The sequence below is a fragment of the Psychrosphaera algicola genome, assembly GCF_028401425.1.
Classification (GTDB): Bacteria; Pseudomonadota; Gammaproteobacteria; order Enterobacterales; family Alteromonadaceae; genus Psychrosphaera; species Psychrosphaera algicola.
This window is the reverse complement of the sequence record NZ_JAQOMS010000002.1, coordinates 52,769-73,770: the sequence shown is the minus strand read 5'-3', so window position 1 is coordinate 73,770 and position 21,002 is coordinate 52,769. Positions and strand designations below refer to the sequence as shown.

At 40.4% G+C, this 21,002-nt stretch carries 22 protein-coding genes and 2 pseudogenes; 4 read left to right on the top strand and 20 right to left on the bottom strand.

Translation table 11 applies throughout. The features are described 5' to 3' along the window. The first annotated feature begins 57 nt into the window (after window positions 1–57). From PN838_RS00370 to PN838_RS00355, 3 genes and pseudogenes are all read left to right on the top strand, one after another. A pseudogene (locus PN838_RS00370) lies at window positions 58–1,519 on the top strand (tryptophan halogenase family protein). A 154-nt stretch (window positions 1,520–1,673) separates the two neighbouring features. After that, window positions 1,674–3,273 (top strand): annotated as a pseudogene (locus PN838_RS00360) (hypothetical protein). Between the two features lie 2 nt (window positions 3,274–3,275). Then, complete coding sequence (locus PN838_RS00355; RefSeq protein WP_272179404.1) at window positions 3,276–4,001, top strand: hypothetical protein; 726 nt, start codon at window positions 3,276–3,278, stop codon at window positions 3,999–4,001. Between the two features lie 193 nt (window positions 4,002–4,194). Here PN838_RS00355 and PN838_RS00350 read toward each other — a convergent pair whose 3' ends face one another. The 7 genes from PN838_RS00350 to PN838_RS00325 all read right to left on the bottom strand — a co-directional run bounded on the left by PN838_RS00350 (window position 4,195) and on the right by PN838_RS00325 (window position 9,233). Next, complete coding sequence (locus PN838_RS00350) at window positions 4,195–5,001, bottom strand: SMP-30/gluconolactonase/LRE family protein (protein ID WP_272182474.1); 807 nt, start codon at window positions 4,999–5,001, stop codon at window positions 4,195–4,197. Window positions 5,002–5,115: 114 nt separating this feature from the next. Further along, window positions 5,116–6,075: an alkaline phosphatase D family protein gene (locus PN838_RS25830; protein ID WP_334313239.1), complete on the bottom strand. Its 960-nt coding sequence runs from the start codon at window positions 6,073–6,075 to the stop codon at window positions 5,116–5,118. Then, window positions 6,042–7,466: an alkaline phosphatase D family protein gene (locus tag PN838_RS25825; protein ID WP_334313238.1), complete on the bottom strand. Its 1,425-nt coding sequence runs from the start codon at window positions 7,464–7,466 to the stop codon at window positions 6,042–6,044. Before PN838_RS25825 ends, PN838_RS25830 begins: the two co-directional genes overlap by 34 nt. A 103-nt stretch (window positions 7,467–7,569) precedes the next feature. Further along, window positions 7,570–7,929: an Ig-like domain-containing protein gene (locus PN838_RS00340; RefSeq protein ID WP_272179403.1), complete on the bottom strand. Its 360-nt coding sequence runs from the start codon at window positions 7,927–7,929 to the stop codon at window positions 7,570–7,572. An 86-nt stretch (window positions 7,930–8,015) separates the two neighbouring features. Beyond that, a complete protein-coding gene (locus tag PN838_RS00335) occupies window positions 8,016–8,414 on the bottom strand; it encodes an alkaline phosphatase family protein (RefSeq protein ID WP_272179402.1) in 399 nt (132 codons plus the stop codon). Then, window positions 8,383–8,607: a sulfatase-like hydrolase/transferase gene (locus tag PN838_RS00330; protein WP_334313460.1), complete on the bottom strand. Its 225-nt coding sequence runs from the start codon at window positions 8,605–8,607 to the stop codon at window positions 8,383–8,385. Before PN838_RS00330 ends, PN838_RS00335 begins: the two co-directional genes overlap by 32 nt. Then, window positions 8,532–9,233 carry a sulfatase-like hydrolase/transferase gene (locus tag PN838_RS00325; RefSeq protein WP_334313237.1) on the bottom strand — a complete coding sequence of 234 codons (702 nt, stop codon included), beginning with the start codon at window positions 9,231–9,233 and terminating at the stop codon, window positions 8,532–8,534. The genes PN838_RS00330 and PN838_RS00325 overlap by 76 nt, the downstream gene beginning before the upstream one ends. A 380-nt stretch (window positions 9,234–9,613) precedes the next feature. On the opposite strand from PN838_RS00325, the gene PN838_RS00320 reads away from it, so the two are divergent. Further along, the gene (locus PN838_RS00320) at window positions 9,614–10,882 is read left to right on the top strand and encodes an Ig-like domain-containing protein (RefSeq protein WP_272179400.1); all 1,269 of its coding nucleotides are present in this window, start codon (window positions 9,614–9,616) and stop codon (window positions 10,880–10,882) included. A gap of 344 nt (window positions 10,883–11,226) precedes the next feature. Here PN838_RS00320 and PN838_RS00315 read toward each other — a convergent pair whose 3' ends face one another. The 13 genes from PN838_RS00315 to PN838_RS00255 form a co-directional block, all read right to left on the bottom strand. Further along, entirely contained in the window at window positions 11,227–13,146 is a 1,920-nt protein-coding gene (locus PN838_RS00315) for a sulfatase-like hydrolase/transferase (protein ID WP_272179399.1), read from the bottom strand. A 283-nt stretch (window positions 13,147–13,429) separates the two neighbouring features. Further along, window positions 13,430–13,603, bottom strand: a complete 174-nt coding sequence (locus PN838_RS00310; RefSeq protein ID WP_272179398.1) for a hypothetical protein — start codon at window positions 13,601–13,603, stop codon at window positions 13,430–13,432. Between the two features lies 1 nt (window position 13,604). Next, window positions 13,605–13,796, bottom strand: a complete 192-nt coding sequence (locus tag PN838_RS00305; protein ID WP_272179397.1) for a hypothetical protein — start codon at window positions 13,794–13,796, stop codon at window positions 13,605–13,607. Then, on the bottom strand, window positions 13,748–14,545 hold the full coding sequence (locus tag PN838_RS00300; RefSeq protein WP_272179396.1) for a hypothetical protein: 798 nt from the start codon (window positions 14,543–14,545) through the stop codon (window positions 13,748–13,750). Before PN838_RS00300 ends, PN838_RS00305 begins: the two co-directional genes overlap by 49 nt. Window positions 14,546–14,644: 99 nt before the next feature. Then, complete coding sequence (locus PN838_RS00295; protein WP_272182473.1) at window positions 14,645–15,187, bottom strand: DUF5060 domain-containing protein; 543 nt, start codon at window positions 15,185–15,187, stop codon at window positions 14,645–14,647. Window positions 15,188–15,316: 129 nt separating this feature from the next. After that, on the bottom strand, window positions 15,317–16,219 hold the full coding sequence (locus PN838_RS00290; protein ID WP_272182472.1) for a ThuA domain-containing protein: 903 nt from the start codon (window positions 16,217–16,219) through the stop codon (window positions 15,317–15,319). Between the two features lie 8 nt (window positions 16,220–16,227). Beyond that, entirely contained in the window at window positions 16,228–16,701 is a 474-nt protein-coding gene (locus PN838_RS00285; protein ID WP_272179395.1) for a hypothetical protein, read from the bottom strand. A gap of 143 nt (window positions 16,702–16,844) precedes the next feature. Beyond that, the gene (locus PN838_RS00280; RefSeq protein WP_272179394.1) at window positions 16,845–17,012 is read right to left on the bottom strand and encodes a hypothetical protein; all 168 of its coding nucleotides are present in this window, start codon (window positions 17,010–17,012) and stop codon (window positions 16,845–16,847) included. Then, complete coding sequence (locus tag PN838_RS00275; RefSeq protein ID WP_272179393.1) at window positions 17,000–17,638, bottom strand: DUF7133 domain-containing protein; 639 nt, start codon at window positions 17,636–17,638, stop codon at window positions 17,000–17,002. Before PN838_RS00275 ends, PN838_RS00280 begins: the two co-directional genes overlap by 13 nt. Before the next feature lie 75 nt (window positions 17,639–17,713). Further along, entirely contained in the window at window positions 17,714–19,036 is a 1,323-nt protein-coding gene (locus PN838_RS00270; RefSeq protein WP_215964893.1) for a c-type cytochrome, read from the bottom strand. Between the two features lie 39 nt (window positions 19,037–19,075). Then, window positions 19,076–19,990 carry a TonB-dependent receptor plug domain-containing protein gene (locus tag PN838_RS00265; protein ID WP_272179392.1) on the bottom strand — a complete coding sequence of 305 codons (915 nt, stop codon included), beginning with the start codon at window positions 19,988–19,990 and terminating at the stop codon, window positions 19,076–19,078. 72 nt (window positions 19,991–20,062) lie between these two features. Next, on the bottom strand, window positions 20,063–20,290 hold the full coding sequence (locus PN838_RS00260) for a hypothetical protein (protein WP_272179391.1): 228 nt from the start codon (window positions 20,288–20,290) through the stop codon (window positions 20,063–20,065). Between the two features lie 35 nt (window positions 20,291–20,325). After that, window positions 20,326–20,943, bottom strand: coding sequence for a TonB-dependent receptor (locus PN838_RS00255; protein ID WP_272179390.1), 618 nt, complete (start codon window positions 20,941–20,943; stop codon window positions 20,326–20,328). Between the last annotated feature and the right edge of the window lie 59 nt (window positions 20,944–21,002).

Genomic DNA, 21,002 nt, shown 5'->3' with positions numbered 1-21,002 from the left:
ACTATATTAAAGTAGAGTCATGGCAAAAATGACCAAGGCGTTGGGGAGCCAATAGATATGCAACATAAAGTAAGTAAAGTCGTTATTTTGGGTGGTGGTACTGCAGGGTGGATGACCGCGGCCCTCTTATCTAAAGCGCTTTCTAAAGTTGACATCACGGTAGTGGAATCTGAACAAATTGGAACCATTGGCGTTGGCGAGGCGACAATCCCGAGTCTTCACTTTTTTAATGATATGTTAGGGGTAAATTCTAGCGAGTTTATAAAAAGACGTCAGGCAGTTTTAAACTCGGTATTCAATTTGAAAACTGGCGTAAACCAGGAGAAAGCTACTTTCATGGTTTTGGCTCTACAGGGCTAGGTATGTGGGCAGCAGGGTTTCATGAATACTGGCAACGGGGTATCGAGCTTGGGATCAGCAAGCCTTTTGGTTGTTACAACTTAGAAACCCAAGCTGCTTTACAAGGTAAATTTGCCCATCTCCAAGGCGGTCCAAACTTTGCCTATCATCTTGATGCCAGTTTATATGCGAATTTGCTGCGAGACAAAGCCATATCACAAGGCGTGAAAAGGCAAGAAGGTTTAGTCAATCACGTACAAACTAACCCTGATAATGGTTATATCACTGCGCTTGAGCTACAAGACGGTCCTACCGTAGAGGCAGACTTCTTTATTGATTGCTCCGGGTTTAAAGGGCTGTTGATTGATGAAACATTAAAAACACCATTTGTCGACTGGTCCCATTGGTTACCAATGAATAGAGCAATTGCAGTGCAAACCGAACTCGCAACACCACCGCTCCCTTATACGCGTTCTATTGCTCACAAGGCTGGCTGGCAATGGCGTATTCCTTTACAACATCGGATGGGTAACGGCATTGTATACGGTAGCGATTACATGAGTGATGACGAAGCCCGCGATACATTAGTAACATCTGTTGAAGGTAAAATGTTAACTGAACCGCGCATGCTAAAATTTAAAACGGGCCACAGAAAAATACTATGGAATAAAAACTGTATCGCAATTGGCTTGGCCGGTGGCTTTATTGAACCGCTAGAGTCTACGGCAATTCATCTCATTCAGCAGGGATCTTACAACTTATTAAGTATTTCCCAACATACGGCATAAATCAGCTGGAAGTCGATGAATACAACTATTATATGGAGACGGACTACAACGAAATTAAAGACTTTATTGTTCTGCATTACAAACAAACGGACCGCAATGACTCACCATTTTGGCAGTTCTGCCAAGAAATGAAAGTCCCGCCAAGTCTGCAACAAAGAATGGATATGTTTAAACAAACGGGTCGATTTGTGCAACGTAAAAACGAAATTTTTAACGACTCATGGTTGCAGGTAATGATTGGGCAAGGTTTGATCCCAGATAACCATCACCCAATTGCCGACGAACTCTCAGAGAGTGAATTAAAGCGTTTTCTTGACGACATTGAACAAGATATTCAAAAGAAAGTTGTACGATTGCCTAACCATGCTGACTACTTAAAACGAATTAGTTAGTTAATACAAAACGCTAAAGCTTACATAACCGCAAACCACTATGATTCATACAGTGCTATCCTCATTAGCCTTGTTTTTCACCTTTGATTGTTGACAATTAACTATTTAACACAAACAATGGGACGTGTTTAAAATTCAATCACAAGGGAAATAAATGAATAACAACAACATTCAATTTAAACCATTATTTACTGCGGCTCTGTTGTCCTCGTTGGTGCTAGTAGGTTGCTACCAAAACGGCGAACCTCAGTTAGCAAAGCAGTCTCAATCAGCACTAGTAGACCACTTTGAAACAGAAACCCTATTATTGGACTTGTTACCGAAGATACAGCGACAAAAATCCAGTTGGATAACAGCTGAAACAGCAAAGTATGATTGGATCGATAATGAATCACTAATCATTAATTTCAAAGCATCAGAAAACATATCAACAGTTCGAATTGAACCCGCCTCTCCATGGTTACTCTCCAATTTTCCTGAGCACAATCTTGCATTTGACGTTAAAAATTTAAGCGCTCACTCAAGTCACTTTTATTTGTTGCTAGAAAATCAAGATGGCGAGGCTCAGAGCCGGTCCATCGCCATTCCAGAGGGATATCAAGGAACGGTTTACTTCCCATTATCAGGAAAAGAAGCCGAAACCGAAGCGGGTTTTTGGGGGACCAACCCCGTGGCAAACCAAAGACCAATTAATGATATGGCGTTCGTGGCGCCACGATAACGTTGACGTATCAACAATTAAAGCGTTGACCTTTCAAACAATTGGTCTTGCTGAAGATAATACAATTGAAATCAATAATATTAGGATCCGAAAAAACCCACCACGTGATCCAAACTGGATGACCAATGTGTTAGATCAATATGGTCAAAACAATAACAATAAAACGGCTTTACATATCGATAACGATGCGCAATTAGCGGCAAACACGCAAGCCGAGTTGACGGCGCTTAAAGACGCCAAACCTGATCCAACTCGTTCACGATTTGGTGGCTACAAAGCTGGCCCAAAACTAGAGGCCACTGGTTATTTTCGTACCCAGAAATATCAAGGAAAGTGGTGGATGGTTGACCCCGACGGCTATCTTTACTTTTCCCATGGCCCGGCCAATGTTCGCATGGCGAACTTGTCTACATTGACTGGAATTGACTTTAAGGATGACAAGGTAAGATATCGTTCCCCTGATGAATTGACCCCTGAAGACTCAATGGGCGTTGTACACGTTTCAGACGAAACTCGCCAAACACGCTACTTATCATCGGATATTAGACGCAACCTATTTGCATGGTTACCCGAATATAATGAAACGCTCGCCAAACACTACAGCTACCGTCGGTGGGCTTTAAAAGGCGCTATGGACCACGGCGAAACATTTAACTTTTATCGGGCTAACCTAGAACGTAAATACGGTGAAAACTTCATGGATTCTTGGTATGACGTTACCTTGCAGCGCATGAAAAACTGGGGATTCACCTCTTTTGGTAACTGGGTTGACCCAAACTTTTATAAGAAAAAACAAGTACCTTACTTTGCCAATGGCTGGATCATTGGTGATTTCAAAACATTGTCAGGTAAAGTAAATCATTGGGGGTTAATGCCAGATGTTTTTGATCCGGTATTTGCTGAACGTGCCCGCGCGACAATTGAAGAAATTGCGAAAAACATTAACAATTCTCCTTGGTGTGCTGGTATTTTTATCGACAATGAAAAAGCTGGGGCGAACGTGAAGGCAGTATTGAAGCACGTTACGGTATAATATTGGATGCGCTATCCAAAAACAGTTTGGAAAGCCCAGCAAAACAAGCGTTCACTAAACACTTAAAACAAAAATATCAATCTATCTCGGCATTAAACTCTAGCTGGAATTCAACATTTGCAAGTTGGAAGTCATTTGCTAAAAACGCAGTTGTTGAGCAACATACTGCGGCCTACGTAGCAGATCTATCTAAAATGTTAGAGTTATTAGGTGAACAGTACTTTATCGTTGTCCACAACACGTTAGAAGACGTTCTACCAAACCATTTATATATGGGAGCACGAATGGCGAATTGGGGAATGCCTGATGAAATTATTAAGGCATCAACGGCGTATTCTGATGTTTTGAGTTTTAACATTTACGAAGACAGTATGCAGGATGACTACTGGCAATTTTTAGAAGAAGTCGATTTACCGGTAACGATTGGTGAATTTCATATTGGCACAGCGTCAGATTCCGGGATGTTCAATCCTGGTATTGTTCATGCCAGCGATCAAAAAGATCGAGCTCGAAAATACACAGCGTATATGCAAAGTGTTTTATCAAAACCTTATATGGTTGGCGCGCATTGGTTCCAGTATGTCGATGAACCTATTACCGGTCGAGCACTTGATGGAGAAAATGCCAATATAGGTTTTGTAAACGTTACTGACACGCCTTACCCTGAATTAATAAAGGCGGTTAAAGAAGTAACAGGCAAGATGTACCAGCAACGTTTAGCCAAATAATACCTTCAACATAGTGGTAAATATTAGGCCTGAACTTAATGTTCAGGCCTCCTTTTCTTAAAAATTATATTTAGTAATCTATCCAGCAACTAGAAACTAATCAGCGTGTCTCAATTTCAACCGTCTTAATTCTTTATGGGCTGTTAAATATATAAGAGATTCATCGCCATTAAATGCCAAGTTTGCAGTAAAGCTAAGGCATGGCTATTTGTGCTAGCAATCGCTTGTCAGAAGAAAATATCCAAACCCCTCCAGGACCTGTCGCGAAAACAGTTCCAGTACTATGTACTTTAAGACCATCCGTTGTGCCATGCTCAATGCCTAAAAATTTGGGTTTAAATAACAAAGATTTATCAATGACATTACCTTGTGCATCTAACAGGTATTGATACCAAGCAGGCTCAGCGTCGTCAGATACCGCAACATAAAGCTTGTCCTGACTTGGTGATATTGCAATACCGTTTGGAAATGTAAGTTCGTCATCTATTAGAGATAATTTATTGTCCACTGACAAACGATATACCCCTTGAAAGTCGAGCTCCTTATTAGGATCGTCCATACGTTTTGGTAATCCATAAGGTGGATCTGTGAAAAACAAGACCCCAGAGTGATGCAAAGCGACATCGTTCGGGCTATTGAGTCGCTTTCCCTTATAGTGGCTGACAATATGCTGGACGCTTGGTGCTTTCACACGCTCAGTCATTTTCAACTTCGCAACCGTTCTAGTCGCTGTGGACATCATCACTAATGTGCCCTCTGCATCAATTAACAAACCATTTGCTCGGCCACTTGGGTATAAAAAGTCAGTAACACCTTGTAATTCACTATACGAATGGATTTTATTATTGGGAATATCGACAAATAATAAACGCTTATTTTTATCATCCCATACTGGCCCTTCTGTCCATTCAAAACCTGATGCTAACACTTCTAATTTTGCACCAAGATCAAGTAAATCAAGCGCTTGTTTATCGTAGATCGTATAAGCCCCCTGTTTCATCAACACCGGGGCAGTTCTGAGGCTTGAGCATTAATTGTATTGCAAAAAAATAAACTCAAAATCAGATACTTCAGCGGTTTCTTAATCTTTGTTATCTTTTTATCATCTGTAAAATCAAACACTCTGATTTTCCGATTGCTTGATTGTTAAAGGCCAACCATCAAATTGATTGCTCGATTTCCCATCTGTGATATCCACCATGAATTTATATGCTTCCATAGTGTAGGTTTTCTCTTCCTTATCGAAAGTAACAAAACCAAAACCACTACTTTTCTCATGTGCCATTACATATCTATTTTTTGAGCGACTAACTTCTGGATTGCCTATGGCATAAATATAATTTTTATTGCCAAAGCTATCTAAATATTCACCGGTATTCGCCATACCGTGTTCAGGACGATGAGTATACTTCAAACCTACATCATCAGGTCGCCACCAACGTTGCCAACCAACCGCAATCGCAGGAGTGCAGAACGCCCAGTTACTATCACGATGTTTTTCTAACCCATATTGAGAAACACTTGGTAAGTGCGTGTCTCCGCAAATATGTAAGGCTTTAGACCCTTTTATTGCTTCTACAGCTCGATTGCGACCTGATGCTGGCCAACCATTAGCGTCGAAGTCATATTTTAAATAATGTTTAGGGGTCATTTGATGTGTCGCTAAACTTGCGAAAATAGTTTGAGATATCAGAGCTTTCAGCTTATGTTCTCGCCAATCACGGCTCCATACTTTTAAAAACTGCTCTTGACGTTCTCCCAACAAATGTAAATCTGGAGAATCCCATTTGGGATTTATAAAATTAGGATCTTCTTCATTGCCTGAGGTGCCAACTAAAATGTCTAATCGTTCTGGACCACTTTTCCATTGCCTATCGGCAACAATTGCAAAGCTAACGTCGCCATAAATTAATTCGCCATAATACACACTCAAATTATTTTTTGATGGAGTAGGATCAGCCGGTTTCATATGATGGGCTGTATGAGTGCGATGTACGACATTCAACATTCTAATTGGCTCAATATACCCTCCGGTTTTGTCTACTCTGTTTTCTTCATGAGCAGAAAATGGCATTGGGCTGCCCCTTCTCCCCACAAATTACCTTGCAACACATCATGGTCGTCCGGCAAGCAAATTGTCGGGGCATTTCTCATGGCATCTCTGAAGGCCCATCCAAATTGATAATACTTACGAAGGTAATTTAAAATCGCCATTTTAGCTGGCACACGGATCATGCCAAAGCCACCGTGATTTTCATAAAGTTGATCACCAGAGAACAGCACTAAATCAGGGTCCATTTTTACTACATTATTAGCAACAGGCTCATAAGGAAATGCATAATCATTTTGACATGTCAGCGCAGCCATACGCATTTTTCGCTCAGAAGGATTTGCCCTAATCATTCCTTCATAAACGTCTAGTTTTGTTGTCCCGTCTACTTGTCCTTCGCCATAAACAACACGGTAAGGAGTTGCTTGTTTTTCATCCCAGTTAACGATTCTAAAGGAAGCAACCCAAGCATCGGTATCCAGTTCAGCTTTACTGATGACCTGCCAATCACCATTTTGGAAAGTTTGTAATATTACTTGTTTAGAGTCTTTCTTGCCTAGCGGACCTGTGAGCACACTCAGGTTCATAACAAAACCTTCAGCGCTGCGACTGTTGTTTAAGGTGTACATAGTCCAAAGGATAGGTCCAAATTTTTGCTCTACGTTATGACTAAAAGCTTCACCTTCGATTTGCCAATTTTTAAATTGATAACGGCCACCATCACTACGGGACTGTTGTGGCCCACTTTCAAAAGAAGGTATTTCAAAATTACTCACGACAGCAAGGTTTCCTAATAACTCTTCCGTGCCGACTAAAGACGCCATACGACCAAGGGATTCACCACTGGTCGCCGATTTAATTTCAACGTCAAGGGCAACCAACTGTGCTTGTGGGGCGCCAGAAATTATAATTTCTAATTCTTCATTAACATTAGGTCTGGATAGCGGTTTACGTTTATCTCCTAGCGCTATTTGATTATCAATTATCCCTACGTCTAAACCTTGTTGTACAAAACAGTTACTACGATATTCATTTATTTCGCTGCGAATGCCAAATCGGATAGACGCGCCACCATCTTTGATGCCTTGTTCTGCTAACTTTACACGTACAGACGTTCTGAATGCTTTAGTGGTATCAACCAACTGATGTTGTAATGAGTGCACGCTACGTTGACCACCCGTTGTAACGCACTCTGCAGCACCATTGTTTATTCGCCAATCTTCCATTGGATTGGCCCAATATTCACCACCTAACCAAACTCTGTTGTGGGTATTACTCCAACTGTCTTTAATTGTGTTCTGTAACACAGGTTTGCTGATCATATTTGTGGTTTTTGTTGAACACGCTACGCCTGTTGCTGCTAAACCAGCCGCAAAAACTTTTAACGCATCACGTCGAGATATTTTATTATTCATTTTTTTACCTGTATTTGATTGAGATAGAGAGTTTGATTAACTCTAAATCATTCCAATTTATTATCTTTTCAGCACTTCAAATTCCTTCAGGAGTCACTCGTATTCACTTTATTTCTATTTTAACCATATCCGATAGACCTTCTCGTAAAAAACTCGGTGCCTCATTAGCAGCCAATGGCTTTGCGTCATCCCATGAATACACCTGTATTTCGACTTCCCCAACCTGTAAAGCGGTAACTACGCCAAATTTATCAACCGTCGCAATTGTTGGATCCGTTGAATGCCATATAACACCTTGTCGTTGCGCTGAATTAGGTAAAACCTCAACGTCAAATGTTAAACGTTCACCTACGGTTAGCTGCCTTTTATCGACGATAATGGCAAGCGATGTGACACGTTGCTCTTTATGCTTTTCTAATTTGTTCTTTAATTCTTGGTAAGCTAAATGTTGCGTTTCCGTCAAGGAGTCAAAACTGAGTCCGCTATACCTGCGAATACCCCACTTACGATTGATATAAAATTCGCCATGTAACTCTAATGGATCATTTGTTAAATCAAAAAACGCCCTTTTGGAAAATCTTTGTCGGGGGCATACAATTTATAGTCTTTGTTAAAAACGAATCTCAATAAATCATCAGTTGGAAATCGATTGTTACCAATATACCAACGATAAATATAGTCTCGGTGTTCTACACTGTTTTTCCCTACAGCCTGCTGCCAAAAACTTACTCCATCTACTTGATCAGCATTAGGCATATGGACACCAGCGCTCTCAGCAACCGTTGGATAAATATCAGTTATGTTAACAATGCCTGAATAACGTCTTATTGAGGAACCTTGACCAGAAGGTATTACACTCGGTTGACTCAATATCAACGGCACTCTAATACCATTTTCAGCTGTACGTCCTTTGCCACTATGGATAGATGGTTCCGTCTGGCAAAACATGACCAAAAGTTGACTTAGTACCGTTATCTCCCATCACAACGATTAAGGTATTTTCTATTAAACCTTGCTCTTCTAACTTGTTTACGACCTTCCCCACTAACTTGTCCATATAAGTGATCATGTCAGGAAAATATTGACGATCATCTCCAAGAGTATTGTTATAGGTTGCAACTTCTGGAAAATTGTCAAAAATGGATTTAGGGCGAGTATCAGGCGTTGGTTTATGATCATCGTGAACAAGTAACATTGGGTAATACAAAAAAACGGCTGATGTTTATTTTCTTCAATAAAACGAAGTGCATGGCGATTAACTATATCCGGACCATACCAACGTCTCCCTGTTTCTGGATCGACGTCTTGCCTACCTTTATAATTTACTACTTCGCCATTGACCACTAGACTCGGGTTTATAAAACGTTGACCTTCTTCAATAACATCAAACGCAGTATATGTATCCCAGCCAAACTCAGATAAATAACTTTGACCGGCGATCTCTTCAGTGCCTCGAGATTGTTTCCACTTACCAAAAAGTCCTGTTTTATAACCTGCTTTTTTAAAAGCATCGCCAAAAGTTAAATCAGAATGATGTTGTGATTTAGGTCTTAAATAATTCCGGTTATTTCTTTTGCCGCTCATTAACGAAATCCGCGTATTTTCGCAAATTGGATGAGCGTAAGCCCTCTCTACCAACACTCCCTTCTGGGCTAAGCTATCAATACTCGGGGTTGAAAATACTTTATGTTTGAATTCACCATCATAGGAATGTAACCGATTTGCGCCATAGGCTGTTATGCCATAGTGATTGAGATCATCGATCAAAATTAACACCACATTTGGTTTAGAAACCTTTTCAAAAGGAACTGACGATATGTCCCTTGTATTTGTTTCTATGCTATTACACGCCAACAAACTCAATGATGTTAGTGACAATAAAGCTCGGCGAATCGATTCAAACATTTATGCATTTCTTTATTTATATAAAGAACATAACAATATAAAAATACACAACTTAGTCAACTGTTTTTTGTTAACAATAGAAACATTTGTAGGCGATGAACGCCTTAGGCATTTGTAATAACAAATTTAAGTTTATTCCAAGCACCAACAACTTTGTTTATAATAAATTGTTAACAACTTGCATTTTTGTTAAATATTCTGATAGCTTTAGTACCTCTATATCAACTGAAGCTAATAAAAATATGAACACACTAAACCTTAAAAAATCTCCATTTATCATGTCTATGTTAAGCGCATCTCTGATGTTAGGCTGTAGCTCAAATAATGATGAAAACACGTCTGTAAATACTGTACCGAGCGCACAAAATGATTTGTTAACCGTCGATGCAAATAGTCAAACAGGCTCGGCAAACCAAATTGCCGTATCAAATAACGACGATATTGGTGCTAACGGTAGCGACGGAGATGATTACAGTATTACTCATTATCCCGTTTACGGTGATGTAACTGAAATTTCTGATGGCGTATTTCAATATATTCCCTATGAAAATTTCACAGGTAACGACTCATTCACTTATGCGCTGACCGATGCTGATGGGGACGAAGTAACAGCGACTGTATCAATTACAGTAAACGAAATAGAAACCCAGCTGACCGCAGAGCTATTTAACAACATGGACCCTAGCTTACCGTCTTTTGTATCTATTTCAGATACCACGCCAACAGGAAAGTCTTGGGTTAAACTCGAATCTATGTCAGACGAATTTGATTCTTGGGATAATTCGAAATGGTTCAAATCGTCGTGGAACTATGGCGTCCCGGTTTTTATGTCCACAACAGACGAAAACTCAGGTGTTACCGACGGCAAGTTATGGCTTAAAGCAACATTAAATGAAAGCAATCCTGAAGGGCGTTGGTTCCAAACTGCTCGAGTTCACAGTAAAGCCGAAACTAAATACCCTATGTATACCGAGGCGAGAATAAAAACCTCCCATTTGTCAGCCTATACAACATATTGGTTAAACAATGGAGACAGCAACAACAGAGATGAAATCGACATTATAGAAAATAACTCAAACCCGTCATGTGGATGTAAACCTGAATACCCTAATCAAATGAACTCTCAGTATTTCCAAGCGGATTCAAACAAAGACCCTCAAACCGTTCGTGAACATGGTAACTTTTTGCGTTCAGGTCTGTCGGATGTCAATCCGCTAAAAAATGTGGGTTGGAATGAGGATTACCATATTTATGGTGTGTGGTGGCAAGATGCCAACAACCTGCAGTTTTATTTAAATGGCGAACCAGCAGGAAAAGTCAAAGTCGGTGAGCATTTAGATGGCAAAACGTACGATCGTGAATTTACCAGAGATTTAGAAATAATATTTGATCTTTGGACTAGTGAAGCGAGTTGGGTGGGCGGTCTTCCTAAAAAGTCTGAACTCTCAAACAATGACGTAAATACGGCATATATTGATTGGGTGAGAACTTGGAAGTTAGAAGATCAATAACACAATAATTTAGTAAATGAGATAACTAACAAGCAAATAAAAAAGCTCAGAATTAAAATTCTGAGCTTGTCTTCCTTTCCATTCGCTGATCAACTTCGGCATTAATTTCCGTGTAAAACTGACGTAGTAGTGTTCCAGTGGCCGATAACTACTTTGTGCTTAGGTTTTCGCTTACTATGTTCAAAAGCTTAATGTATCAATGGGTAAATATTTGGCTTGTAACGTCACTGTGTTGACAATAAGTCAGGTACCGCTGTTCAGCCAGTTATCTCGTTATTAACCCAACGACTAACCAACCCCTAACGGCAACCCTTTCAACTAAATAATTACCCATTAAATAAATATTATTTCCTACCGGCAATTGAAGGAATGAGCTCTTGTGGTATATTGAGCACCTTATCATCCGCACCTTTAGCAAAATTACTGATGTGGTAAGCGTTGGCTTTGCGCCAATCGGCTTCAACACGTCCATCACCCAGCACGATATTACCTAGTTTATTCCTGAACCAGCCCGCGAGTTGAACATAATCGTTTTGATAAGCAAGGTTGTTTTGCTCTAACGGGTCGTTGTCCAAGTCGTATAGCGTCATTTCAGCTTTCTCTGCCTTTGTCGTTAGCGCCCAATCTAACTCTTTACCTAATTGCTCTTCTGTTGCCCAATTATTAAATGGTCGTGTTCGCATTGAGAATCGAAAACGTTCAGAGTGCAGATAAGCTCTTGGTCCCGAAATTACACTTATTTCACCCAATACATAATCGCGTTTTGGTAGCTTGCCACTGTATACATCAAACAAGTTATAGCCGTCTAAATAATCGAACTGTTCTGTGCTGGTATCAACGCCTGCGGCACTTAATACCGTTGGAGCGAAATCAACAAACTCCACTAAGTCTTTATACACTTTACCCGCTGGGATAAGGGACTTGTCTGAAGATACAAGGATCGCGGCATTCGCGGTTGATTGCGCCCATGGGCCAAACTTGGCTTCGATGCCTTGCTCACCCAAATGCCAGCCGTGGTCTCCTATAGTGTAGATGATGACGTACTCTCGGCCACTGTTTTTACTGTATTCTTTAAATGCTTCAACGGCTTTACCAATTAGGTCGTCGCCGTGAGCACAAAAGGCATAATAGTCTTGAATTACTTTTTGCTTCTCTTCATAAGTCATGCCCGATATGTCACCGGCTTGTTGAATCGCCTGCAGTTGCTCTGGCAACTTATCAGTTTCTGCGGCTGAATAGTCAGGTATGTTGTAAGACTTAGTTTTAAATCTATCTCGAATGGATTTAGGCGGTAAAACCGGTGTGTGTGGCAGATGAAATCCCAATTGCATATATTGCGGTTTATTTGAATTCGCGCCTTTAGCGTCACTGCCCCAACTGGTTTTAAATGCTTTATTTGCATTATCTAAGTAGTTTACAAACTCTTTAACAATATAAGCGTCAACCGTTTTATCTGCAGGTTGTGGATTTTCCCCTGCTAAAATTAGCGATGTATTGGTGCGCGTATACGCACGTAAAATATCAAATTCTTGGTTGGTCACTTCTCTTTCAGCTAAATCTTGTTCAGTAAGCTCACCACCTTTTCTTTTAAGAAAATACTTACGAGTACGACCGTCTGCATAAACAACGTTCTCAGCATAACCGTTCATTACTGGAGAACCATCAACTTCGCCGTACGACGCTTCGCCGAAGATATCGCCTTTGTTATTTGCCTGTAAGTGATGTTTAAAATGCACTTTATAGTCGAACAAACCTGCATCATGAAAACCTTGACCGGGTCCCCACTTAAAAATATAAGAGTCTTCTTTGCCAAAAACAGAGGTTTGATAACCATTGTCACGAATGGTTTGTGACACCGTAGGTTTTACAAAGTCAGGATTCTGATGAGTCAATTCAAATGCATAATGACCATTTCTAAAAGGATAACGACCTGTCAACATCGAGCCCCTTGAAGGCCCGCACACCGGCGAGTTCGTGAATGCATTAACAAATAGCGTGCCCTCTGCAGCCAACTTATCAATGTTTGGAGACTCTACATACCCTAACGGGCTCTCGTTGGTACCGTACATTACGCGATTGTATGCACTGACCGAGTCTGGTCGTTGATCGTCTGTAATGATCCACAATATATTGGGTTGCTCTTTTTCTTTTTGGACTGCTGTTTGACTGTTCGTTGCAGTCTGTGAGCTATTGCAGCCAGTCATTACGGCAGTGAGCAAAATAAATATCATTGAAGAGGTGATTTTGTAACTTTTTCGTTTCATAAAATATACTCAGGTTAATGTTCTAATTTTTGTTTTAACTCTTAGTTTGCGAATACAACAAACTTTAATGTTCACACGCTATATCGGAATAATTATTAAGCTCTTTTAAGGAGCGATCATGAGCACCTTTGGCAAAATTACTTTTGTACGTATCGTTTTGTTTATTCCAATCCACTTCAATTCTTTGATCTCCCAAAAAATGTTTTGCGTTTTATTTCTCAAAATAGTGGTAATAGGATTGTAAGTATCCTCATACACAACCTGATTGCCCTATTGACTTACATTACTGCTGGATTTTACGAACCAAAATCACCCAGTCTTTATCTGGATTGTTTGGTGCAGCGCCTAAATCTTTTTGATGTCGAACCCAAAAGTGTTTAAATGGCTCGTTTTGTAACAATTGAGTTACTGAGCCTTGTTTTAATTCACCACCGTTTCTTGGGTCATACCATGACACACTATAATTCGCAGGCTCCCACAGGTAATTTAAGCGAAACACCTGCTGATGCATCTTTGGTGTAAACAACATAAAACTCATTATCTTTGGCTAACACCCAAGCGTTTGTAGCCCAATCATCTTTGTTGACGGCATTAGGTAAATCTAAATTGGTGATGTTAAAAAGTCGATAGCGTGTTTGGCTTGCGACCAAAAGTTATCTCTGGTTCGCCAATCTTGCGCGGTTAAATCCGAGTGTTTATTTTTATAACCAAAGTACCATTCAGTGCCCCACGCGCCTGCGGTTAATGCGCCCCATAAACCATTTGAACGCGCATCAAAATGTTCAGGGTTTAGTGCATCAGAACGCAAAGCGTATTCAGCGTCACCGGGCTCATCTACTGCGATAGCCAATGGTCGGCCATTATTAACAGGCCAATCTCTGAGACGTTTAACCGCACCATGAATTTGTGAAAAATCGGGTGAGGAAGTTTGCACTGAAGCGCCTGTATATTGGCTGTTGTTGGCTGCTATATCATGAAAGTATTGACCATTGTGTATGACTCTGTGGTGTTGATACGGATCGGTTTGTTTAAAGTACTCAGCCATTGCCAACCGCTGGATGGTGGTTTGTGGTGGTGTTGGCGGATTAGGATGCCATTCACCATTTTCTTCCCCTAAATTCCAGTTAAGCGCTAAGTGATGTCCAAAGCGTGCTATTAGTTCGCGGTAATAAAGCTTGCGTTCAAGTCCCAATCCACCATTGTCTAATAGACCCTGATTTTCCACTTCTTGTGTCTTAAAGTGTAAAAACAGACCTAACGATTGAGCATGTTCAAACACCATTTCCCACTGCGCCAATTTCGACACATCAAAGCGTAAAAAATCTTTATTATCGACATAAGGAAATACATTTTGATCGTCGCCAACAATATTAAGCGTTAAGAATGAAATCGAGTTCATGCCTTTGCTGGCAATATAATTCAGTGCGCCGATCAGCCCTTTGCCTTTTTCAGATTTGAACGTAGGGTCCCCCTTTTGCCAGTCTCGAACATGAGGTTGCTAGGTTTTGACTAAATTATCTTTAAACCCATCGTTTTTAAATCCGCCATCAAAATCAGCGTACGACAGCAAATTTTCAGGAGAGTCAGGTCCTGCTTTTATAAAATATCCACCTTGATCCGCAAACCTTAAATAGGGCTTATTAACATATTGTAGACGGCCGTATGCTCTAAAATCTGGACCTCGTTTGTCCGTGGCATTTACTTCAAATGAGCCAGATTGCCCATCCATAAAACCAGCACTCAATCCTGTTTTATTGGTTTTCGCAACGGCAACATAATTACCTTTTATAAAGCTCGCCTTCCAATTCCATAGGCCTATTTCATCTGGACTGAAGTGCACACGCCACTTGTTACCTGAATCAGCACTGGTATTTTCCGCATTCCCATCAGCGGCAAAATACCCGGGAACGAGGTAAGTAGCTTTGGTCTTTGAATGGGTAAACAATACGTTCAATTTATAGTTAATGAACGGATTGTAGTTATCCTGTTCCGATACATTTGGCCCAGCAAATTCAAGAGTGATCTTGTGCCATTTTTTCAGCTCTCCTTGAACTGAAACTGGGACTTGAGCGATGGAACAAAAGAAAATAACGCTAATAAACCATACAAACTCATCGATAGTGTCATGTTGCGAAACATAGAAAACGCCTTTAACTTAGTTATTCAAGCTTTACTCTAAACCCGCTGCCCAGCGAGTGCCTTTTGCCAGTATCGACATAAAGATTGTGTCTTGGAATGCCGTCGAATCATGTCCAAGGGTCGTATGAAATACTCGGCCCTTATGGTATTTAATGGTCATAAAGACGGGTTCATTCCGTCCAAAACCATTAAATTTTTTATCGTCGTAAGCCGTGGCTAATATGGTTAAATTTTCCGCAGGACCTCGCAACCGGTTATATAACTCGTCTTTACTGTGACGCCAACTCGTTGGTAAATCTTGCATAATTGGGTGGTTTTTGTTTCTCACTTGAATATCAAACTCATGTTGATGCCCATGACCTCCGCCATTACCCGGTGTCATATCCCTTTGTAATTCGCCAGCGTCGTCGAAATAGAGGTAAGGGCCATCTTTCTCAGTACGACCACCCCAACCACCTAACCCAATCATTTTGTTATATTCAACCCATTGAGGAAACGAATTGTTGGCCGCGTGAACAGTGACAAAACCACCGCCATTTTTCATATATTGCTCAAACGCTAATTGTGTTGATTCTGGCCAAGGCGCTGCTTGCCAACCAAAATTGGAAATCACAACATCATAGTTTAAAAACGTTGGACTGAATGTAGGATCATGTTTAGGTTGTTTAGTCGCTTGATGTGTTCTGCCATCTTGAGCTGGAAATTGGGTGATTAAGTCTTTTCCCATCCAAGTGAATTGGGTACGATAAATATCAACCTCGAATTGCCCAATGCTCTCCAAGTACACTTTCATCATCTGGGTTGTTTTTGGCCAGATAGCATGGTTATTTTGGCCATCAATAATCAGTACCTTTAATTTAGGTTCAGCTTTATTAATCACCGAGCAACTAAGCAACAAATAACATAGCACTAAAGGCATTAATTTTAGTTTCATCACGGCTTTTACTTACGTAGCTGATTCAGGGTGTAATACACTTTTTCCACGCTCACAGACCGTCCTTTGACGTCTCTTAAACCGGGAAAATCAATTTGTATTACTTTGTCGCTTGCCAAAGGCATCTGAACATAGATTGTTTTGTGGTCTTCAGACAAGGTAACCTTATTAATGGTTAAAGAGGTTAAATCCACCTTAGGGGAGCCATAGTTACTAGAATAATGGTAATGCCAAGATTGGGCACTGAGACTTTTAGCGGTAACAGACTCAGGGTTTAGCGCTTCAGTAAAGGTTAGTTTAAAGCCCTTTTTCGTGAGTTTGATGTCCAGCAATTCAAATGGATTTGTACCGTCCCATACTACTTTTTCCAAACCAAATGGTTTACCACCTTGAGCGCCCCAACCTCGTGCAGTTTGTCCTATCCATAACTGACCATGAATATCAAACTCAGCCCTTATATTGCCACTTTGAAATTTATTCATGAAGTTAATAACAGCTCCTTGATATTGGCCGTTCACTTCATCTAATAAGACTCGAAATACATTTGATTGGGTTTGGTCACCTATAAATATTTGCCCTTCAAACGGGCCAAATTTTCCTTCAGTGGTGTTCCACTCTGGATTGCCTATAGTGAGTTGGCGACTTCAACATGAGGTATCCAAACCACTGGCTTTTCACTCATAGCGCTTAGTGTGTCTAAGGGTAATGCTTTTACACGCTCTTGAGTAAATCCGTCGATTTCAATTAACGATACGGGGTGACCATAAAACTTATCTTGTTTTAATAAGTGCATTTTAGAGGTTGGTACCCAATCCCCTTGATTATCCGTAAAAACACTTCCCCTTGAGGGCTAGCACCTATACCCGCAGGCGAGCGTAAACCGTGAGCATAAGGCGTATATTTTCCTTCCTTGTCTACTTTAAAAGCAAAACCTCGATTCCCGCCTGTCGTCCCCATCGCGCCCATTCTGAAAGCATCAGGGTGATTATGACTTAGGTTCAAAGTGCCGTATAAATTCCCTTGTTTATCTTTTACTGGACCAAAGGTAAATTCATGATAGTTGTCGTGAAACGTCCATTGGTTCGCTACTGGTATATAACTGTCAGCAACACCATCATCATTAGCATCAACTAAGCGAGTTAGCTCTGGTTTTTGTGCAACGAGAATAGAACCATCTTCATCCACTAATAGCCCCGTTGGTTCATGCAAACCTTCCGCAAATTTAGACCAACTATTATTTTTTAAATACCAAACTTCCCCCAATCGAGTTGCCACCCAAATGACACCTTCTTTGTCGCTGTCTAAACCGGTCGCGTGAAAACGAACATCTTTTGGCGTTTCAACGGTAATGATCTTGTAGCCGTCTGGTTTATAAGTATGATCTGGTGCTTGCGCGGCATTCGCAGTGCCTATTGTCAAAACACTAGAGATAGCGAAAGCAGTTCTAAAAATTGTTTTATGAATACGTTATTCATCTTAATTCAACCCCAATAGTTATTGTTTTATGACTGCTTTTAGCAATACTTGTTGTTCTTTATTTGGCATTGCATCAAAACCGTTTTCTACTGTTTTACCGTTATGATCTTGCCACTGAATAGAGTCAACCTGAGGCAGTGATAAACGTAAGTTTTTATGACCCGTTAACTGCCAATAGAAAGAAATTTCCTTCGAGCTGTTGCTTTCTCCCCAGAATTGATAGGTTTCATTTTGTATTTGAAATTTAAAAACAGGAACGTCATTAAGGGTGGTATAGCCCAAATACTTACAAGAATGAGAAGGCTCAAATTTGATTTGTTTAGGATATTTAAAAACTAAATCACCAAGAGGTAAACTTGGGAAATCACCGCGACCATCAATGTTTGGTCCTATATTCAACATATCACCCGACCAAAGGCCGACAATAGAGCAAGATTTAGTATTAAAAGCGTAATTTATTTTTGAAGGTAACCCTACCGAAATAGTATAGGGCGGTAGTTCATTGATTCGTTTTCGTTCAACAACGGCTTTATTCGACGCGGTTATCTCGTAGTTTTTTCCAGCCATGATTTGCTCTGCTCGACTAGATAAAGCAAACAATTTGATGGTCATATCTAGGTTAGTAACATAGACAATTAAATTTCGTTGACCGGGTTTTGACGTTCCAGAATGGTAAGTTACCTTAAGTCGTTGCTTGCCTCGTTTTAAACCCCAAGTTGGAAACCACGCCGTTCCGCCTTTATGCACTTGTAACCCATCAATAAATACATTGTATTCATGAGGGAAGCCCCATTGGAGCCAAAGTTGCGAATCCATATTTTTTGGGGCGTAAAAGTCACCCTCAAACTCTATGAAATAATGTTCAATTTCAGGAATCGAATAATCCGCAAAACCTTTAGGTAATGAGCCTGATTTCACTAATTTGTCGGCCGTTATTTCTTTATCGTGTTCGCCATTCAACTGATACAACTTGTAAGATAAGTTATCCCATCCCTCTCGCTTAGAAATGACATACGCGACTATCGATTCCAATTGCGACTCGGTAAATATTGCACCAAACGCTGGCATGCCCGCATTAGCAAAACCCGTTTTGACATTATGTAAGATGGCCTCGGGTTTATTACCATGAACCCATTCTGCATCTTTGAGGTTAAAACCCGAAGCACCACTTAGATCCTTACTGTGACAAGAAGCACATACCTGCTCAAATAATTGCTGGCCTTGTTTGATCTCAATCGGCGACAAACTTTTTTGCGTGAGTCGCTGATTGACTTCGTTTGCCATCAAGTCACTCGATAAGATCAGAAGCAAAAGTACTAGGTTAAAAACGCCATTCTTCATTAAATATGACACTCCAAAAGGTTAATTACGCATACCAAGTTAAAATACATATTGATATTTAACGCCCCAAGTTTGAGGCTCGCCGGGCACACCAACAGCAGTTTGATACTGCTCATCAAAAACATTTGTTAAATAAAGATCCAATAAATGCTTGTCACTGAGTTGCCAAAAAAGCGCTGCATGAAACGGAGAGTAAGCTGACAACTGTTCAACCGAAAATGTACCTGTATGCAAACTAGTTGCTGTCGTATCACTGATATAAGTTGTACTAATGGAGGTAGACAAATTTTTGTTGTGTTGGTAGTTCATAGTTAACCCAGCCTGCCACTCTGGTCGGCCTGTTAATAATGCCCCTTCTTGGGTTTTAGTATGAACATAGGTGACGTGACCCGACATCGACAGCTGTGTTGTCAATTCGTGTTCGACAATAACTTCTACACCAGCGCTGCGAATATTCGAACGATTGACTAAAGCGAACGTTTGCCCATCAAAATCGATTAGATTTTCATATTCATAACTAAAAATAGAGGCACTCAAGCTTGATGAGTTAACGAACCATTCAAGTCCTAAATCCGTGTTGAATGCTTCCTCTGGCTCAAGGTCCATGTTGCCGATTAAGTTATTACTTAGCGCATATAAACTGGGTTGTTTAAATGCAGTGCCAACATTTATATACCCTCTAATATTAGGACTCCAGTTATAATCAGCGCCTAACTTCCAAGTATTTATACTCTTAAATTCATTGCTATAGTCATGTCGAAAACTGGCAAATAAACTTGCACGGGCAATTTTCCAATGACTGTCTATAAAAGCCGCGAAGTTATCTCTTGATATATCGTAAATGGTTGGCAGTTCAGTCCCAAACAGCAACATCTGTCCATCGGTTTTGCCTTGCTCGCTTTTAATGTCTATGCCAGCGGTGAGTGTATTACTTCCTAACAGTAACTGATTCAACCAGCGCACTTTAATGTACTCATATTCGTTTTGACTTTGCGATGGTGGCGCATTGTCATAAGGCTGTATGCCTTATGAAGTAATATTATCTTCCGCTAAATAATATTCAGCTTGAACACCCAATTCGTATTCGGGACTCACCTTCTGTGTATGACGCACCGCAGCAGTTATTGATTTACCATCTTTGTTTTCTTTGTCTGTATTTGCGGCATACATGGCGCCACCACTTTGGTCCGCATAACCTTGCTGACGATAACGACTGTGCCTTATGTTAAAACGCGTTGTAGAGTCATCAAGCAAGTTGACTTGATGATGAATGCTAAATTCTGCGGCCCTTAATTTGTTTCCGTTGGGCTGAACATCAGTGGTTGTGTAATTTGCCGAAAGCGCGCTGTTTTGGCCGCCAACTGCGATTGTCGCAATTTTTTTCCGTGTTTTGAATAATGAAGGCCTACTGTGCGAACGTCATTAGATGGCTCAAAAGTAATTAAATTTATCACTCCGGCAATGGCATCGGAGCCATAAATTGAAGATTGAGCACCTTTAATGATCTCAATTCTTTGGATGATATATTTGGAGACTGAATTTAAATCAAAACTACCACCACGGCTGTCCATTGGGTTATTGACTTGCACACCATCAATTTGCAAGATGACAAAATTGGTTTCGGCCCCTCGAAGGAAAATTTCTTGCACCATTCCAGACGATTTTGTTGTAATCCCGGGTACTTGCGCCAAAAGATCTAACGCTGACGTCCCCTGCATTTTATCGATTTGATGTTTCTCTAATACAAATGTCGAGCTAGGCATTTGATTCGACCGAACCGGATTAAAGTTAGCAAAAACTTCTATCGTTTCTATGTCATTTGGTTTGCCTTTTTCAGCACCCGTTGCTTGAGCAGAATACCCAGAACAACTTGTGACTACTAATAATATGGCTGTTATGTTACGCAATTCCAATCTACCTCAATACAATTGATTATTAACAAGTTTTTTAATGACCAAAACACCAG

Coding starts and splice junctions, on each gene's coding strand:
- PN838_RS00350 (WP_272182474.1), bottom strand. CDS start 5,001: ATGAAACAGGGGGCTTATACGATCTACGATAAACAAGCGCTTGATTTA.
- PN838_RS00270 (WP_215964893.1), bottom strand. CDS start 19,036: ATGAAGAATGGCGTTTTTAACCTAGTACTTTTGCTTCTGATCTTATCG.
- PN838_RS00335 (WP_272179402.1), bottom strand. CDS start 8,414: ATGTTTTGCCAGACGGAACCATCTATCCATAGTGGCAAAGGACGTACA.
- PN838_RS00300 (WP_272179396.1), bottom strand. CDS start 14,545: ATGAACTCGATTTCATTCTTAACGCTTAATATTGTTGGCGACGATCAA.
- PN838_RS25825 (WP_334313238.1), bottom strand. CDS start 7,466: ATGAATAATAAAATATCTCGACGTGATGCGTTAAAAGTTTTTGCGGCT.
- PN838_RS00290 (WP_272182472.1), bottom strand. CDS start 16,219: ATGAAACTAAAATTAATGCCTTTAGTGCTATGTTATTTGTTGCTTAGT.
- PN838_RS00285 (WP_272179395.1), bottom strand. CDS start 16,701: ATGAATAAATTTCAAAGTGGCAATATAAGGGCTGAGTTTGATATTCAT.
- PN838_RS00320 (WP_272179400.1), top strand. CDS start 9,614: ATGAACACACTAAACCTTAAAAAATCTCCATTTATCATGTCTATGTTA.
- PN838_RS00315 (WP_272179399.1), bottom strand. CDS start 13,146: ATGAAACGAAAAAGTTACAAAATCACCTCTTCAATGATATTTATTTTG.
- PN838_RS00280 (WP_272179394.1), bottom strand. CDS start 17,012: ATGCACTTATTAAAACAAGATAAGTTTTATGGTCACCCCGTATCGTTA.
- PN838_RS25830 (WP_334313239.1), bottom strand. CDS start 6,075: ATGCCATTTTCTGCTCATGAAGAAAACAGAGTAGACAAAACCGGAGGG.